Raw genomic sequence first — 17,263 nt, forward strand, 5'->3', positions numbered from 1 at the left:
TGTCTAATGGTTTCATATATACATAAACATATATAAAAATACACATTTTTCAAAAAATACCACTGATTCATTATTTTTAAACCTTAAAAATTTTAAAGCAATTAATATAGCAATAATTAGGTAGGAAATAAAACGTATAGGATAGACGGGAAAGCCAAAGCCAGAGAGCTTAATTTTTGATGTTGAAAGTGGTTGTTATTTCATACGTATCACTTGCACTTACTACACTGGCACTTAGTATTCGCAATGAGTGATGGCCCAATAAAAAAAGCTTGCCATTCTTACTGATGGCAAGCCTTATAATTATTTTTTGATCAGTTCACTAAGCATTAAAGGCAATGATTGTATGGAATTATTCAGCATCTCCAGCTTCCCTTCAATACGGTATAAAAGATAAACGGTTACCACAATAGGGAAACCCACATCTTTAATTAACGGAATTAAATCGTTCACGGATTGCCACCTCCTCGCTCAATCCTTAAAAAATGGCTAATCCAGCTTATTTGGATTAGCCATCTGTTCATCAATTACACAAATGAATATTCGGTTTTTGCTGTTTTAACTAACTGTGCTTCTTCTTTACTAACGTAAAAACCTGATGTTGTTAAGAATACTTTCGATTCAATAATGATATCCATTGCCTGTCTAACCGCTTCTTGGTCAACTGGCATTTTTGGGTTATCAATTGATAGTTTAGCAGTTTTACCTTCTTCTGTTAGAAAATATAATTCTAGAACATTTTCCATCTGTAGCCCCTCCTTTCTATCCGATATTCCCTTCTACCGATACTAGATTTGCCAAGTATCCAAGCGCCTTACTCCTGCTATTTCATGGACTTGAAGAGAGATAATCGCATTTGCACATCGTTTTAATGCTTCACCATCCGCCCCATTATTAATATTGGATAGTGTTCTTTTCTGGGTGATTGGTTCCCCTTGTGCATCGACCCCAACAACAAATTCAATCTGCAGCTTTGTTAACTCTAAGAATTGATTTTCCATGTTCTCACCTCCTTTTCACCTCTTATATATAAATAAAGAAACTAAAAAGGAGCATCTATAAAAATATTATTTCTCTATTCTTAGCTAGTTTGGTATTTCTCGGCAACCGATGTATTTATCTCGATATCGTGCTGTTTATGATATTAGGCAATCATTCTTCCTATTATAAATTTCTTTTTTGAATGCAATTTGTACTTTTTTGGAAGTAAAGTACAGTTTTATTCTTGGCAGAAATATCCCTGTACTGATGAATGTAATTGTAAGACCGAAAGCAAGATAGTATACATGCTCGGTGCAGGGCTCTAGCGTCAGTTGAACTAATCCGCTAGTCTCCCACTATTCGTTATTGCTTCTCATTCGTTTGAAGTGAGGATCTTGACTCCAGTTTGAACGAAAAAAGAGCAACGGAAGTAAATCCATTGCTCTTCTTTTGAAAAGCATATTATATAGTGAAATCAAGTCGTGAATTGGCTTTCATATAGTCTGTGATAATACCCTTTATTTTGAATAAGCTCGTTATGAGTTCCATGTTCCACAATCAACCCATCATCGATGACATATATACAGTCAGCATTCTCGATTGTTTTTAAGCGGTGTGCAATTACAAAGGTTGTACGACCCTTAGTCAAATTCTTCATTCCGTTTTGAATGGCTATTTCTGTGCGTGTATCAATACTTGAAGTGGCTTCATCCAATATTAAAATATCTGAATCTGCTAAAACCGCTCGTGCAATCGAGATTAATTGCCTTTGACCCTGGCTTAAGTTGATACCACCCGATGTGATGACTGTATTATATTGATTTGGCAAATGTTTAATAAACTGGTGTGCAGCAGCAATCTTAGCAGCTCGAATGACCTCCTCATCAGAGGCATCCAGTTTACCATAACGGATATTCTCCATGATTGTTCCAGAAAACAAATATGTTTCCTGTAGAACGATTCCTATCCTTTTTCTTAAATCTTCGACTAAATAATCCTCTATTAATCTGTCATCAATCCATATTTCACCGCTTAATCGATCATAGAATCTTGATAGCAGATTAATAATAGTCGTTTTTCCTGAACCAGTTTTGCCTACCAATGCTATGGTTTGTCCGCTTTTAGCTTCTAAGGAAATACCTTTTATAATTTCCTTCTCTTTCTCATAGCCAAATCGAACACCTTTAAATCGGACATTCCCTTTTATAGAAGTCGCTGGTATAGCTCCCCTTTTATTCTTTAAATCAGGTACTTCATCCATTATCTCAAACACACGCTCAGCTCCTGCTATAGCGGATTGAATCGTATTCATCAAATTGGATAACTGATTGATCGGTCTGAAAAATAATCTTGAATACGTAACAAAAGCAGCGATTACACCTATTGTTGTCAGCCCATGCACCGACATGATGGCCCCAGTGCCAATAATCAAGCTAAGGCCGAGATTATTGATAAAGTTATTGACAGGGCCGAGAAAACCACCATATGTATCAGCCTGTATAGCCGATTCACGCAAGTCCTCATTGATCTTTTTAAACTCCTTGATAGTCTCCTGCTCTCGTCCAAAAAGAGTGATGACCTCTTTGCCGCTTATTGCTTCTTCTACATACCCATTCAGGTTACCTAAATTTTGCTGCCTCTTGGCATAATTACGGCTGCTCACTTGGATAATCTTTTTGGATGTAAAAATCATAAGGGGTATCACAAGAAATGAGACAATAGCCAACACCCAATTTAATGCAAACATGGCGATTGAGACACCAATGATTGTCAGTAAGGAAGAAAAAATCTGGACTACACTTTGGCTTAATGCATTATTTAAATTATCAATATCGTTGGTTACCCGGCTCATTAAATCGCCGGATGAGCGTTTATCAAAAAATCGGAGGCTTAATGTATGCAGGGTTGAAAATAATTCTTCTCTAATTGTCCGAATCGTTTTTAATGAAATATGTATCATCAAGTTTTGCTGGAGCCAGGTAAGAATCGCACCTGCTATATAAATAACGGCTAATAGCAAAGTCATTCGAATAGAACCATCTACATCTTTAACAAGTACATATTCATCAATTGTGATACCAATATAATAAGGACCAAGCAAACTGAACACAGTCGAAAATAGTACGCATATGATTGACGCATACAGTGTTAATTTTCGCCTTTTAAGATAGGTCCATATTCTTAGGACCGTTTCCTTTTGATGTTTTGCCTTGCTTTTAGGCCCAAATGAATGTCTGTGACCTGGTCTCATATTCACTTGTTTTTGAGTTTGCGTCTGCTGGCTCATAGATGGCTCACCCCCTGCTCACTCTGTATAGAGCATAATTCACGATAGAGTTCATTTTTTTGGTAAAGATCACTATGGCTGCCAATTCCAGTTACTTTACCATCCTCAAGAACCAAAATTTGATCCGCATGTTTTAATGATGAAAGCTTTGAAGAAATAATAATTTTAGTTGAATCCGGATATTTATTTATCAATACTTTTCTGATACGGCTTTCCGATATCGCATCCACCGCTGAAGTAGAATCATCCAATATAATTACGGATGGCTTCCGTATAAAAGCCCGAGCAATGGATATTCTTTGTCTTTGGCCACCTGATAGGTTAGTTGCCCCCTGAGTGAGTTCATATGCATAATCCGGGTCTAATTGTTCTACAAATTGAAGGGCTTCAGCATTTTGAAGAGCTTCTGTCATGTCGTCCTTTGTTGCATTTTCATTACCCTGAGTTAAATTCTGACTAATAGTTCCAGAAAATAACAACGCTTTCTGCGGTACAAATCCGACGGACTTTCGTAATTCTTGTATATCCATATCTTTGATATCTATTCCATTCAACAGGATTTGCCCTTCATCCACGTCATAAAGTCTAGGTAGTAATTTGACCAGCGTTGTCTTTCCGCTACCTGTTGCTCCAATGATTCCAAGTGTTTGTCCACTCGGTACACTAAAAGAAACATTAGAAAGAACTCTCTCCCCATTTTTGCTATAACTAAAACTCACATTTTTGAATTCCAAAGTACCTTTATCCGGTACAGGAACAAGCGGTTGGTCAGATTGTTTAATGTCTTGCTCTGTATTCAATACATCAACAATCCGCCCTGCAGATGGAAAAGCTCTAGTGATTTGCATGAGAACATTACTGCTTGTCATAAGGGAGTTCAAAATGATTGTTAAATAATTTATAAATGCTACAATTACTCCCACATTCAAGCTTCCGTTATCAACCTTAATCGCACCCATCCAAATAGCCGCAACTATTCCCATGTTAACGATAAACAATAGTATGGGCATTAACCCCATAATGACTTGGTCAGCACGGATATTGACCGCTGTTAATTCCTTATTAACAATCTGAAATTGTTTCATTTCATGGTTCTGTGTACCGAATGCTTTAATTACCCTGATTCCAGCAAGGTTTTCCTGTAATTTCGTATTGACACGATCAATTGCCTTCTGCACCATTTGAAAAAGATGACCGGCCTTCCATGTAAATAAAACGATTAATATTGTTAATACAGGTACAACTGCCAGAAGAATTGGAAAAAGTTCTCTGGCAGTAAAAAACACAATAATAATACTGCCAATAAACATAATTGGGCCACGAACAAATATACGTAAGGTCATCATGACAGCCTGCTGCACGGCTGATATATCATTCGTCATAATAGTAATCAGTTTTCCAGCACCGAATTTATCTGTATTTTCTCCAGAAAAGTAATCAATTTTTTCGAAAACATCTCTGCGAAGGTCAGTTGAAAAATGGATCGCTGAGCGCGTACTGAATATCGTACTTCCCATACCACCAAGCAGCCCTATAATTGCAGAGAACAGCATAAATATACTCATTGTTACTACATAACGACTATCACTCGAAGCAATCCCTTTATCAATAATATTTTGCATGATTGTCGGCTGAATCAGGTCCATAGTTACTTCCACAATCATACATAAGGGGCCAAGCAATACAATTAACTTGTATGACTTTAGATATTTGATTAATGCTAAAAATGAATTCATAAAAACCCTCACCTTCACTTATGCTGTCAAACAATCAATTTCATTTACTTAGGATAATAGCTAGAAATAGTTGCAGGATAGCTTATCTCGGATGTCTTAATTTTCAGACTCCATATCTAAATCTGAATCCTACCCTTTCTTTCCGACTGTTACATAGGATTCTTCCCCAGCTATCCATTTCTCAAAAATTAACCATAAATAAACACCCCAAAAGTCAGATTCGAAATCCAACATTTGGGGTGTGAAAAAGCTCAGAGGATCATAAAACGTTTGAATATGAGTCTTCTTATTTTTAAAACCTGAATGCCTTTTAACTTTCTATGTCATAGAAACCAAAAAGGAATATAAGGTGCAGTAGACTCAATAGATCATTATTTCTTTTTCATTCCTTTATTAATTTTCTTTTTTCTGACCCGAATCGTTCTCATTTTTTTCAGACGAAACTTAGGTGTCTTACCTTTTATGTATCTGGCAATGATAAAGATAATATAAATAGCAATGGCAACATAGAAAAATTCAGGAACACTTTTAAACCCTGACTTTGCAATAAGATAAAACATATACAATAGGAATAAAGTTATAATGACCGTATAATAATTTAATTTTACCTTTTTGAAGCTTGGGATTTTAATGGTACTGACCATCAAGATTGCCAAACTAAAGAATATAATGACAAATACGCTGACATGAATCCAGTTTTCAAATAGTACTAAAAAGGCAACAAGTCCCCCTGCAAATGTAATTGGGATTCCTTTAAAATGCTTTAATGATTCCTCAGTAGGCGTAATATTAAATCTTGCAAGTCGATAACATCCAAAAAGCGGGAACAAACCGGCAATCAAAAGACCATATTGTTCAAAATCGTATAAATATGTATAAGATGCTAAAAAGGCAGGCGCGACCCCAAATGATACAATATCAGCCAATGAATCAAGCTGTTTTCCCATATCATCGGCTACCCTTAAAATTCTTGCCATTCTTCCATCCAGCGCATCAAGCATCAATGCAATAAAAATGAGTATAGTCGCATTTCGCACATCCCCGCTGATAATGTAAGAAATGGACAGATAACCACAATAAAGATTTCCTAAAGTCAATAAATTTGGTATATGTTTCTTCATTCTTCACATCCTCAATTTTGTTCGTACCTCATTTGAAGTTATAAGTGCTATTATATCTTAAACTATTAATTAAATTTTATCAAAAGTACCCATATAATGTAATCAAAATAATCTCATTTTAACAATAAGTTCATTTATCAATGGAATAATAGCACCAAGGAATATTATTCTTCCTACACAACTCATTATGTAAATGGGAATAGAATCTTATTCTTTATCAATTCGTTTTATAATACGGGCCGGATTACCGCCAACAACCACATTATCTGGAATACCTTTCGTTACAACAGTTCCTGAGGCAACCACTACATTGTTTCCAATTGTCACCCCTGGATTAATAACCGCTCGGCCGCCAATCCAGACATTGTCACCAATTGTGACCGGCTTTCCATATTCAGTTCCTGAATTTCATTCATCAGGGTTGAGCGGGTGTGTGGCTGTATAAATATGAACACCAGGGCAAGCATGCAATTTTGACCAATTCGAACTTCACATGTATCTAAAATAACACAATCAAAATTAGCATAAAAGTTTTCACCAACATGAATATTGTACCCATAATCACACCTAAAAGTCGGTTCAATATAGCAATTTTTTTCGGTTGAACCGAGTAACTTTTTTAATAAAGCTGTTCGTTCTGCATAATCAGTTTCCATTGTCTGATTATATAGTCTCGTAAGCTTCCTGGCACGGAGACGTTCATTGGCGAGCTCTTCATCTTGGCCTATATAATTCTCCATTAATCATTTTCTGTTTCTCAGTTGCCATACTTCACCCGCTCCCCATAGTACATCCTTTTAAATCTTTCTCAGCTTCACTGAGGAAATAGAATGATCTGAATCCTTCTTAAGAATAATGTTCGCTCTCGTTTTAGTTGGAGCTATATTTAAATCCAAGTTGATTTTGTTAATAGTGTTCCATATATTTGTTGCAATTTCGTCTGCTTCTTCATCCGTCAAATCGGCATAGCGGTGGAAATAAGACTCCGGATTGGCGAAAGCGGTTTTACGAAGCGTTTTAAAACGTTCAACATACCAATTATAAATATTATTTTCAGTGGCATCGACATAGATGGAGATGTCGAAGAAGTCTGATACATAAACACTTGGGAAATGATCATCCTGTTTAGGAGTCTGCAGAACATTAATCCCTTCCACTATTACGATATCCGGTTGTTGAATGACAGTATATTGGTTAGGCATTATATCATAATACAGATGCGAATATATAGGTGCCTTCACCTTTGGATGTCCAGCTTTAATCCTAGATAAAACCTTGATTAATTCCTTCGTATTATAACTCTCAGGAAAACCTTTTTTGTCCATTATTCCTCTTTCCTCAAGAACAGCATTAGGATAGAGGAATCCATCCGTTGTGATAATTTCTACCTGTGGAGTATTTGGCCATCGGGATAAAAGAGCCTGAATAATACGGGCTGTTGTACTTTTCCCTACAGCCACACTTCCTGCTACACCAATAACATATGGCACTTTTCTTGTAGTATTCCCAAAGAATGTGTCCGTGACCGTGTGCAGCATTTGTGATGAGTTCACATATAAATTTAATAAACGGGTTAACGGCAGATAAATAGTCGTAATTTCCTCAACAGAAAGCTTTTCATTAACACCTTGAAGTTCTTCTATTTCCGATTGAGTCAATGTCATTGGCGTATTAAATCGCAAGTTAGCCCAGTCTTTTTTTGAAAAATATCTGTATGGCGAAAAATTTGGCATGGTATCTCCCTTTTAATCTCTTTCTCAATCAACAGTATAAACTTTGCCAAACTGTTTTTCCACTGCAATAATTATTTTTCCTAAATTTCAACATTTGACCCAATTCCAAGTTAAATGGTATGATTTTCATAAATTGACGAAAACTAGAGGGAGATTTTCCTAATGACACATATACATATCATTCATGAAAATGATGACTGGACCAATCATTTAATTAATAGAATGGAAGAATTAAACCTTCCATACAAAAACTGGCATTCAGCTGAAGGCTTAGTCGATTTGACGGATACTCCGCCAGAAGGTATTTTTTACAACCGTATGAGTGCGTCATCCCACACACGCGGACACCGTTATGCACCTGAACTTGCTAGCGGAGTAATCAACTGGCTCGAACGTCATAATCGAAAAGTATTTAACGGTTCAAAGGCTTTAGGAATGGAAATCAGCAAAATCAATCAATATACAGCTCTTCAAGCTTCAGGTATCAAAACTCCTGCCACGATTGCAGCTGTCGGTCGGAGTAATATCATTTCTGCCGCTAAAAAACTTGGAACGACACCTTTTATTACTAAACACAACAGAGCTGGAAAAGGTCTTGGTGTGCAGCTATTTCAATCTGTAGAAGCCCTAGAGGAATACTTAAACAGCCCTCTTTTTGAAGAGCCAGTAGATGGGATCACACTCATACAGCAATATATCCTCTCCCCTGATTCTTCGATAACCCGCTGTGAATTTATCGGAGGAAAATTTCTATATGCTGTTCGTGTTGATACATCAAAAGGTTTTGAATTATGTCCTGCCGATGCCTGCCAAATAGAGGATTTATTTTGCCCAGTTGGAGAACAAGAGGATATATCTCCGCAATTTAAAATTATTAAGGATTTCAATGATCCTATTATTGCAAAATACGAAGAATTTCTTACCTCAGCAAGTATTGACATTGCCGGAATTGAGTTTATCCGTGATCAGGATGGAATGATTTACACATATGATATCAATACAAACACAAACTATAATTCCGACGCCGAAGCTGAGGCAGGCCTATATGGAATGCTTGAGCTCGCAAAATTTTTGGGAGCCGAATTAGATAAAGCAAATAGGTCTTAATCTAGCCTGTAGTTTTAATATTCTTTACCTATAATCTTAAAGAACGAAAGACCTCCAATTGTTTTTACAATTGGAGGTCTGTTAATTATATAATGAAATTTATTTTCATATAGAGCTAACTATACCATTACCAATTAGATGGTATTAAAGTTAATTTAACGTATTATTTATTGAATCATTTCTTGTATTAATTAGCAAAACGACTAACCCAAGGTCAAAAAATAATTTATGGGTTCTTTGTCTCTATAAAAAGAGAGGTAAACGCGACTTGCAGCAATGTAGTAGCTATTGGCAAGTCCCCGTTATTTTCAGCCACTAATGCACAAGTTAATGAACCGTACAACAATAACACCGCAAATACATATACGGTTAACTTTCCATTAAATAACCGATTAATTATTTTTGTAGTATTAATTATTGATACGATTATCAACAAAAAAATACTTATTCCAATATACTTTAATACACTAAACTCTGTTAATACGTTTTCTGCAGACCACTGGATAGCATAATAGATACCTGATGCGAATAAATAAGTTTTTACTCCGTCAAAAATGATTGTTTTAACATTGACCTTAATTGCGTCATTTGGACTATGAACTTCCTTAATAATATATAGAGGAAACAACACTATTAAATATATTCCCACAGAAACCCAGTTTACTCCATAATTTAATAGGAAGGATAAAAATTCCGGGATTTCTCCAACGTCTGCTTCAGTTAACCAAGGTTTAATTAACCCCTCCGTGTAAAACAACAAGAAACAAACACATCCAAACAATAATATCGCTATGGTTAATATCCGCTTTTTATTTAAATATATATATTGTACAATCTTTGCCTGAAGTGTCCTTATATTATCAAACTTGATTAGTTGATTTAACCATGATGGATTTATATAGAAATACAAGCTTGTAAAGATCATCCATGCAAATAATATCCCAAAATAGATTAATACATTAGCTATATTAAAATCAGTTGGAAGAACTTCTTGTAAATAATACAAAGATACTAAACACAATAAAATATAAGAACCTGAAGTTATCCCAATCATTATAATTGGTCTATAAGTAATCTCTCGCTCTATTTTTCTTATTCTTCCTTTAGCCGTTTCATCACTTACTTTGTTGTAATGAACCAGTGCTTTTTTATAATTCTTAGTAGTGCCTTTCCCTTTATAATAACAGTCACCTAAATCTAAATGAGCTTGATTGTAAAAATCATTCGAAGCATGCAAATTATTGACAAATTCCTTTAAATGACTAAAACCAACTTGTTCATTTTTTACGCAACCCTCTCCACTGAAACACATCTGACTTATCCGATACAACGAATTTTTATTATTTCCTTTTTTAGAATTGTTTTTATTTATCGCCTCTTCATGTAATTTTATTGCCCTATTCAGATCCCTAGGAAGGCTATCTGTACCTGTATAATATAATTCAGCTAATTCATACAGTGCATAACTGTGATCAATAATATTAGATTCTTTAAAATGCTCAAAAGCTTTATCAAACTCTTTATTTTTTAATGCCTCACGACCACAATGATACTCATAATCTTTTATAGAAAGAACTTTTTGCAATGTTTGTTGAGTATCTTCCTCTCCAAAATCCTTATGCCCGACATTGGCGATATAATAATCCGTAACAGGAGAAATACCTTTAATGCCAAAATACTTGTGGTTTTTTAATAAAAACAAGATGAATTTTTTTTCATCGATACCTTCTTCTTTTACTTTCTCCAATAAAATATCTTTGAAATAAATGGTAGTAATGTCCTTATCTTTCATATTCAGTAATAATCGGATAAACATTGAATATTTTAGAAAATGTTTATATTCCTCATAGTGATCTTTGAAATCATTTGTTAAGAACACTTCTTTTTCAAACTTTTTCAGGATATCCTTCTTATTAATATATTTTTTATAACTACTATCATTTGGGTGCTCATCATATATTTTTTGTAAATCATCTTGTTTTTGCTTGATTTTATTTTTGACTGTTTCATAGTTTGCTTTTTCATCAAATCCAAAAGCAGTAAATAAATTCACTTCTCCTAACTGTTTCAATTCATTTTCATAAATGGCTAGCTTATTAAGTAGATTCATTGATATGGCTTCATCTGGTCTTTCTTTAGCTTTAAATATCTCTTTGACTATCTTTTCAATTTCCGATTCATCTAGATATTGATGGTATTGTTTCTTTAAAGCTTCAAGATCCATATCCTCTTCATTAGATTCGATTAATCTAGTTTTTAGTTCCGATTGCTTCTCCTCTTTAATTTTCAAGTAATACCGTTGTCGTTCTGTCGGATTTTTTAAAATATCAAATTCATGTGCTTTCAATCTCTTTAAATTTTCAGACGCTTCATCGCTTTTCTTACCTAAATGTTTTAGCTTTAATTGCTTCCATCTGTTTTCCGTTTCTAAAAAAGCTTTATTTATTTGCTCTTCATACTCAGAAGTTGGATTTAATATCAGCGACTCATCCACTTTAAGTTTAAACAAATCAAAATAATTATCATTCGTCATATCAATCACCACATTCCAAGGTTGTATGATTTTCTTCTTAATTGAATGATTGGTGTTTATTACGTTCTATAGCTCGTTTTGTTTCCTCAGTGGATAAAGAGTTCGAAACATCAAAAGTACCATTATACATACTATTTGTTTCTTTATGAAAGGCACTAACTTCCAATAAACCAGCACTATTCATGCGAAGTGTGATCTCAATAGGTGTTCCCTTCGGCATGCTATTTGGAAACTCAAGTATTCCTGATCCAATTTTATTACCTTCTTCAAGTTCAGCCTTTGCACTCATAGTAAATGATTCATATACGTCAATATCCACTCCAACTTGCCCTTCATCCATCGTATAAAACATCAGGGTTTGTTTTTGTGGAAGTTCATCATTTCTTTTTATAAAATTAAAGATTACTAGTTTATCTCTGGAAGAGCTTTCATAGGCTGCTGTTCCGTATGTTCTTGGAGAAACATTTGTAAAAATCATGCCACGCGATTCTTGCTTTTGAACCATATGTCTTGGCAGTACATCTTCATACTGTTTGATTATGCTTTCATTTCCCTCCTGAATCGCTTCTTTCACAAAATCATAATCTTGCTCGCCAACTGATTTTTTTACCAATTGCCAGTCTTCTTCACTGAATTCCACATAATCATTGCTTGCACAAATGGCCGCTCCCTTTGCAACAGCCTCATCCAAGTCTGCTTCTTTTGCTTTAATACCATATTTACTCTGAATTAATTTTGATACTTGAGGCATTTTGGAAGAACCCCCGACTAATAATATGTCGGTAAGTTCTTCATGAAGATATTTATTTATTTCTTCATTCGTTATAGCTTCAATATCTTTTCCATATTTTTTCGCTGCAGCAATTTTCAAACATTTATCTGTATAACTAATACTTCTTTCTAATAGATCCTTCGTTTTTTCATCAAATTCGTTGCGTGTCATCGTAAAGTTTATTCGTCCTGAATCACCAATAATCATAATTGGTGCTGATTCTCTGTTGCTCAGAGTTATTTTAGTTTGTTCCGCCTTTAAAAATAACTCCTGTAAGATATCCAGGTTTTCTCTAGGGTCTTCACCCTTTTCTTCTATATATTTTTCAGCAAAATATTGAACAAGTGCATCATCCCAATCTTTCCCGCCTAATGTATGACTACCATCTGTACAAATAACTCGCGGAATACCATCGTGGACTTCAATAATCGTAACGTCAAATGTACCTCCGCCTAAATCATAAACCATAACGGTTTGTTCTTTACCCTTATTAACATGAGCATAATTTAATGCTGCAGCTGTAGGCTCTGGGATAATATTCATTACATTTAAACCTGCAATCTTGCCTGCAGCCTTAGTTGCCTCTCTTTCAGCCATACCAAAATAGGCAGGACAGGTAATCACCACATCCTTAATATCTGGATTTCCATCACTTAATTTCCCTATTTTCCTTAGCTCAGCATTAGCATCCTTGACTATTTTCGTAAGAATCTTTGCCGAAATCTCTTGTGGAGACATACTTATTCCATGAATTGTTCTCATAATTGGCGCCTTTGTTTCATCGTCTATTTTCCCCATATCACGCTTAATAAAGGCTACCGTATTATCCGGTTCAGATACCAAGCTTTGTTTTGCTACTTCTCCTACTACAATATTTTCCTGTGATTCAAAATAAACAACAGATGGTGTTGTAGCATTGCCTTCTGCATTTTTTAATACAATTGGATTTTGGTTTTCATCGATATACGCCACACATGAAAAAGTTGTTCCCAAGTCAATTCCTAGTCCTTTGACCATTTGCCCTCTCTCCTTCACATTAGCTTGTTTTCGATTTTATAAGTCTATTTCTCTTAATAAGAGCATTTATTCTATATTAATATAATTTCTCTAAATTCTTATAATTAAACGTTAATTCAAGTTATTTAACGATTTTTTATACCTGATTGGTTGGTCAGATTAAAGTTTGTAATTATATAAAAGAGAAAAAGTGAATTAACAGCTACGGTATCAAATATCGTATATTAATTTTTATAACGAATAAAAACACAAAGGCTTTACTGCCATTGTGCTCTTAGAATAATGGTTCAAACTTATGTATATGTTGTAATCAAGCACTTGAATTTGTTTATCCATCAAGCAACACTTATAATAAACCTGATTCTATACAAATAAAGGAGTTTCTATCGTGATTGAATTTTACAGCTGGCCCTTATTAAAAAATTATTTAATAACAGAATACGATTTTCAGGAGCACGGACTTGAAGAAGCATTCAGCACATTCGAAAGAAAGGTAATTTTAAAGCATGGATTAACAACTAGTGCTCAACCTGCCACTTTTCCCTTTAATTGGTTAACAGAAGATGGAGTGGATGTGACACTTAACTTTGCCTTTATCTTTGATGAAGAGGAAGAAGAAAAAAAGTATGCGATTGTTATGTATTGATACATATACGTGAGGATTACGCCCAGATGATTATTTAAAATACTCTGGATATAATCCTTTATTAATTACACAATATTGGTACTTAACATTCTTCTTTCCGGATACTCACCAGTTTAACAAATTCCATTAATACCAGTAGAATTATTCTCATCAATCGTTTTCAACCTTTTTAGCCACTTCACCATGCATCCATTCTCAAAAAAGCTTAGCAGAGCCCCCTCACTGAATCGCTCCGCTCGAGTGGCACCCATAATGAGTGCAAGGATACATTGGGCATCGAGAGAATCCTCATCCGCATTACGCATTGCTTCCTGATTCCATTTAAGACCATTCCTCTCCAAAATATCACTGTAACTGGTCAAATTGTATTCCGGATGGGATTCGGAAAAGTGATAGAATTCCTTAACAAATAAATTTATAAGCTTTTTATACATGACATATGGCATTTGGATGGATTGCCCTAGTGTTTCATTATACTCTCGATCTATAAACCATTCACCAAAGGAATCCGTATCACAAATTTTAGGTATATATTTTGTTAGTACTGTGAACTTACCAGAGTGATGTTCGTTCTTATAAAGACACCAGTCATCGTAAATAGACTGCAGTTCATCATCCAAATAGGTTAATACCTTTTCCTTCAGGGTTTCAGGTACTCCGTAATACGCTTCCGCTATAGCGCCGGTAATGGCTGCCAGAGTATCACTATCTCCACCAATCGAAATGGCATTACGAATTGCATCTTCAAAGGACGTTGATTCTAAAAAAGCAACAATCGCTTGCGGAACGGTCTCTTGGCATATCTCATTAAACACGTATGTGTCTCGGATTTGATCAATTGAGAAATCTAAATGATAGTAATAACCATTAATCCTATTTTTAATTTCACTTTTGGTAAATCCACGTCTCGCCATAAATATGGCTAGAGCGGTAGCCTCAGCACCCTTTATTCCCTCTTCATGATTATGGGTTGTTCTGGTAACAATCTTAGATAAATCCTTTGCTTCATTCTCGGTTCTGGCTAAAAAACCTACAGGACTTATTCGCATCGCTGCCCCGTTTCCAAAACTGTTATAAGGTTCGGGATTATCACTGAAGACCCATTTCGCAAACATCCCACCAAACCCACAATTCGGATATTTACGCCCCAATTCTTGCATAAATGTAATCGACATACTCTCAAGCAGTGTCTCGTACTCACCGTCATAATCCCTTGCAGTGATAGAAGAGTGAATAGACCCTTCTGTCTCCATAAAAGCTTTAGCAATCGCAAGAGTCATAATGCTGTCGTCCGTTACTCGGCACTCTTCGGTAAACAACTCAAATTCCTTGCTACGATGATTATTAAATTCAAAACGAGATCCAACAACATCACCTATAATCGCACCAATCATAAATAATCCCTCTCTCTCATTACTCAACTCACTATTTCAAGGCTTAAAAAACGAAAGGAAAGTTTAGACAGACAACTGTAACAACCTTTAAGTCATTAGCATTACCTTGGTAATAAAAAATCAAATTTCTAATGTTCCAGCTTCTCTTACTGAGGTTTCATTGTTCACGAAAACAAATATAGTTTGCAAAAGAGCTATTCAAATTTTTAAATATATCTACACTTCAGTAACCACTCACAGTATAAAATTAATTATATATACGTCTCCACCAATATTTTAATATAACATCAAGTGGTTCATATACCTATAAATCAAAAATCAGATTTTTAATTTTACTTTTTCACACGGCATATAAAAAACCCTAATCTCTGCTCAGAGATTAGGGTACTTTCATTCGAATTAAAACTGTTTCAATCTGTGTCATTCACTCAACCTAGAGTATACTATATGTGTGTACACATGATCCTGTTGGTTTTAATGACATATGCTCGCTATTTTTTATTCGTCTTCAACTAATCTTTAGACTAGCGTCTAAGTACGCATTATAGCGCCATTAGGCTTTGGTATATCTTGTTCCATGATCTGATTCATTTTACAAAAATGATTAAAGAATTGCTGTGCAAGTTCTCGTTCATTCGGGTCACTTTTCAACGAAATGATAGCAAGTAAAATTTGAGCCATCCATAAATTATCGAAATAACGGTATTTACCTGTATTCCATGTCATTTTTTCTGGATTTTTCTCATTTACATAATATTCCCAGAAAGCCAACTGATCTGATTCCTCTTCTGTAAGTTGGATTCTGTATTTTGAATGAGCAGGAATAATTCCATCTTCACACATCTTTCCGACAAAATTTTCATGCACCATATAGACACCTAAGATACGTCTGTCTTTTTCAGACATATTGGAATCGACTGCAGTTAACAGGACAGCGCTATTTTGATGTAAACGGACTGGCTTGTTCGGATTTCCTTTGTTTTTACCGCTTTTTATTACACCCGAAAAAACCTTCCACTCTGAAAGAGAACTATTCTGTTCTTCTGTGTCACACCAAAAAACCATTTGTGATTCAGGATGTAGCTTATGATGCTTCATAAGTTTTTCGTGTTCTACGCGAAGTTCCTGTTTTTTTCGTTGTAGTTTTTTTTCTTCTTCCTTTTTCCATTCTTCCTCTTTTAGTTCGTCTTCCTTTTTTTGTATAATTTCTTCGAGTGACTTAGCATCACTTTTATCATGTAGTTTTAGATGCTCTCCAAAAACATCAGGGTAAACAAACATTTTATTTTCCGATTCGAAATTTATTTCAATTTTAGACTCATTATGCCCAACTATACTACCCGTTCCAAAACGTTTGTGTGTAACTTTCTTATTGATTAGATTCATTATTAAAGTCCTCCTTGTATATAAAAACTCGTTTACTAATAAAGTGAAACTTTGCTCGGTGAAGGTTTTCTTTCATCCCCTCCCGAGCATTCGTTGAACCAATCGGGTTCTTACCGACGCTTATCTCCGCCTTAACCGTGATTGCTTCTGCTTATGTTTGAAGGCGGAGTCTTAGCACCAGTTTGAACGGGATAAATAGTTTATTGAAAATTTTATTCAACTAACTTACTTTAAAGCTTAAAAAACATCTGAATTTTCCTTCGTTTTATAAAAGTATATAAAAAAAAACGTATGCAAATTCTATCTGTAAAGAAAAGTCCAGCGGAATTTGAAATACGATAAAAAACAACTGTAAAACTATTATACCATTTTTTTGATATTTTTACAAATTAATTATTGACAAAACATTTTGTGTTGATGTAAAATGAAATTTTATTCCACGCACTTACGTATAATAACCATAAATTTAAGGTGTATAAAAAGGCGCAAAACTCTAAGGAAATCCGCTTAAATCACCGCTGATTACCGGTGATAAACAGGGGTGAATATA

At 34.9% G+C, this 17,263-nt stretch carries 13 protein-coding genes and 1 pseudogene; 2 read left to right on the plus strand and 12 right to left on the minus strand.

Annotated elements, in window-relative coordinates:
• Positions 1-303: 303 nt before the first annotated feature.
• The 8 genes and pseudogenes from AC4BHP_RS06590 to coaA all read right to left on the minus strand — a co-directional run bounded on the left by AC4BHP_RS06590 (position 304) and on the right by coaA (position 7,858).
• Entirely contained in the window at positions 304-453 is a 150-nt protein-coding gene (locus AC4BHP_RS06590; RefSeq protein WP_066099896.1) for a YvrJ family protein, read from the minus strand.
• Between the two features lie 74 nt (positions 454-527).
• Positions 528-746, minus strand: a complete 219-nt coding sequence (locus AC4BHP_RS06595; RefSeq protein ID WP_490551760.1) for a DUF2922 domain-containing protein — start codon at positions 744-746, stop codon at positions 528-530.
• Positions 747-788: 42 nt separating this feature from the next.
• Positions 789-1,001 (minus strand): DUF1659 domain-containing protein, encoded by a 213-nt coding sequence (locus AC4BHP_RS06600; protein WP_490551761.1) that lies wholly within the window; start codon positions 999-1,001, stop codon positions 789-791.
• Positions 1,002-1,456: 455 nt separating this feature from the next.
• Positions 1,457-3,232 carry an ABC transporter ATP-binding protein gene (locus AC4BHP_RS06605; protein WP_225983715.1) on the minus strand — a complete coding sequence of 592 codons (1,776 nt, stop codon included), beginning with the start codon at positions 3,230-3,232 and terminating at the stop codon, positions 1,457-1,459.
• A gap of 32 nt (positions 3,233-3,264) precedes the next feature.
• The gene (locus AC4BHP_RS06610; protein WP_140461333.1) at positions 3,265-5,004 is read right to left on the minus strand and encodes an ABC transporter ATP-binding protein; all 1,740 of its coding nucleotides are present in this window, start codon (positions 5,002-5,004) and stop codon (positions 3,265-3,267) included.
• A 371-nt stretch (positions 5,005-5,375) separates the two neighbouring features.
• The gene (pssA, locus tag AC4BHP_RS06615) at positions 5,376-6,125 is read right to left on the minus strand and encodes a CDP-diacylglycerol--serine O-phosphatidyltransferase (protein ID WP_066099906.1); all 750 of its coding nucleotides are present in this window, start codon (positions 6,123-6,125) and stop codon (positions 5,376-5,378) included.
• A 207-nt stretch (positions 6,126-6,332) separates the two neighbouring features.
• Positions 6,333-6,893 (minus strand): annotated as a pseudogene (gene maa / locus AC4BHP_RS06620) (maltose O-acetyltransferase).
• A 29-nt stretch (positions 6,894-6,922) separates the two neighbouring features.
• The gene (gene coaA / locus AC4BHP_RS06625; RefSeq protein ID WP_066099908.1) at positions 6,923-7,858 is read right to left on the minus strand and encodes a type I pantothenate kinase; all 936 of its coding nucleotides are present in this window, start codon (positions 7,856-7,858) and stop codon (positions 6,923-6,925) included.
• A gap of 162 nt (positions 7,859-8,020) precedes the next feature.
• Here coaA and AC4BHP_RS06630 point away from each other — a divergent pair, with 162 nt between their 5' ends.
• Complete coding sequence (locus tag AC4BHP_RS06630; protein WP_490551762.1) at positions 8,021-8,965, plus strand: ATP-grasp domain-containing protein; 945 nt, start codon at positions 8,021-8,023, stop codon at positions 8,963-8,965.
• A 226-nt stretch (positions 8,966-9,191) separates the two neighbouring features.
• On the opposite strand, the gene AC4BHP_RS06635 is transcribed toward AC4BHP_RS06630, so the two are convergent.
• Both AC4BHP_RS06635 and AC4BHP_RS06640 read right to left on the minus strand, forming a co-directional pair.
• Positions 9,192-11,498, minus strand: coding sequence for a tetratricopeptide repeat protein (locus AC4BHP_RS06635; RefSeq protein ID WP_490551763.1), 2,307 nt, complete (start codon positions 11,496-11,498; stop codon positions 9,192-9,194).
• Between the two features lie 37 nt (positions 11,499-11,535).
• The gene (locus AC4BHP_RS06640; RefSeq protein ID WP_066099917.1) at positions 11,536-13,287 is read right to left on the minus strand and encodes an Hsp70 family protein; all 1,752 of its coding nucleotides are present in this window, start codon (positions 13,285-13,287) and stop codon (positions 11,536-11,538) included.
• A 388-nt stretch (positions 13,288-13,675) separates the two neighbouring features.
• Here AC4BHP_RS06640 and AC4BHP_RS06645 point away from each other — a divergent pair, with 388 nt between their 5' ends.
• Positions 13,676-13,933, plus strand: coding sequence for a hypothetical protein (locus tag AC4BHP_RS06645; protein ID WP_139891156.1), 258 nt, complete (start codon positions 13,676-13,678; stop codon positions 13,931-13,933).
• Positions 13,934-14,046: 113 nt separating this feature from the next.
• Here the strand turns inward: AC4BHP_RS06645 and AC4BHP_RS06650 are convergent, their stop codons facing one another.
• Together AC4BHP_RS06650 and AC4BHP_RS06655 are read right to left on the minus strand one after the other, a co-directional pair.
• Entirely contained in the window at positions 14,047-15,327 is a 1,281-nt protein-coding gene (locus tag AC4BHP_RS06650) for an ADP-ribosylglycohydrolase family protein (RefSeq protein WP_066099922.1), read from the minus strand.
• A 531-nt stretch (positions 15,328-15,858) separates the two neighbouring features.
• A complete protein-coding gene (locus AC4BHP_RS06655; RefSeq protein ID WP_066099925.1) occupies positions 15,859-16,713 on the minus strand; it encodes a malate synthase in 855 nt (284 codons plus the stop codon).
• Between the last annotated feature and the right edge of the window lie 550 nt (positions 16,714-17,263).

This window comes from Pradoshia sp. Z4_20 (assembly GCF_058216035.1).

Excerpts from the sequence above, each read along its gene's own strand:
- AC4BHP_RS06595 (WP_490551760.1), bottom strand. The coding sequence starts at position 746 with ATGGAAAATGTTCTAGAATTATATTTTCTAACAGAAGAAGGTAAAACT.
- AC4BHP_RS06600 (WP_490551761.1), bottom strand. The coding sequence starts at position 1,001 with ATGGAAAATCAATTCTTAGAGTTAACAAAGCTGCAGATTGAATTTGTT.
- AC4BHP_RS06605 (WP_225983715.1), bottom strand. The coding sequence starts at position 3,232 with ATGAGACCAGGTCACAGACATTCATTTGGGCCTAAAAGCAAGGCAAAA.
- AC4BHP_RS06610 (WP_140461333.1), bottom strand. The coding sequence starts at position 5,004 with ATGAATTCATTTTTAGCATTAATCAAATATCTAAAGTCATACAAGTTA.
- pssA (WP_066099906.1), bottom strand. The coding sequence starts at position 6,125 with ATGAAGAAACATATACCAAATTTATTGACTTTAGGAAATCTTTATTGT.
- coaA (WP_066099908.1), bottom strand. The coding sequence starts at position 7,858 with ATGCCAAATTTTTCGCCATACAGATATTTTTCAAAAAAAGACTGGGCT.
- AC4BHP_RS06630 (WP_490551762.1), top strand. The coding sequence starts at position 8,021 with ATGACACATATACATATCATTCATGAAAATGATGACTGGACCAATCAT.
- AC4BHP_RS06635 (WP_490551763.1), bottom strand. The coding sequence starts at position 11,498 with ATGACGAATGATAATTATTTTGATTTGTTTAAACTTAAAGTGGATGAG.
- AC4BHP_RS06640 (WP_066099917.1), bottom strand. The coding sequence starts at position 13,287 with ATGGTCAAAGGACTAGGAATTGACTTGGGAACAACTTTTTCATGTGTG.
- AC4BHP_RS06650 (WP_066099922.1), bottom strand. The coding sequence starts at position 15,327 with ATGATTGGTGCGATTATAGGTGATGTTGTTGGATCTCGTTTTGAATTT.
- AC4BHP_RS06655 (WP_066099925.1), bottom strand. The coding sequence starts at position 16,713 with ATGAATCTAATCAATAAGAAAGTTACACACAAACGTTTTGGAACGGGT.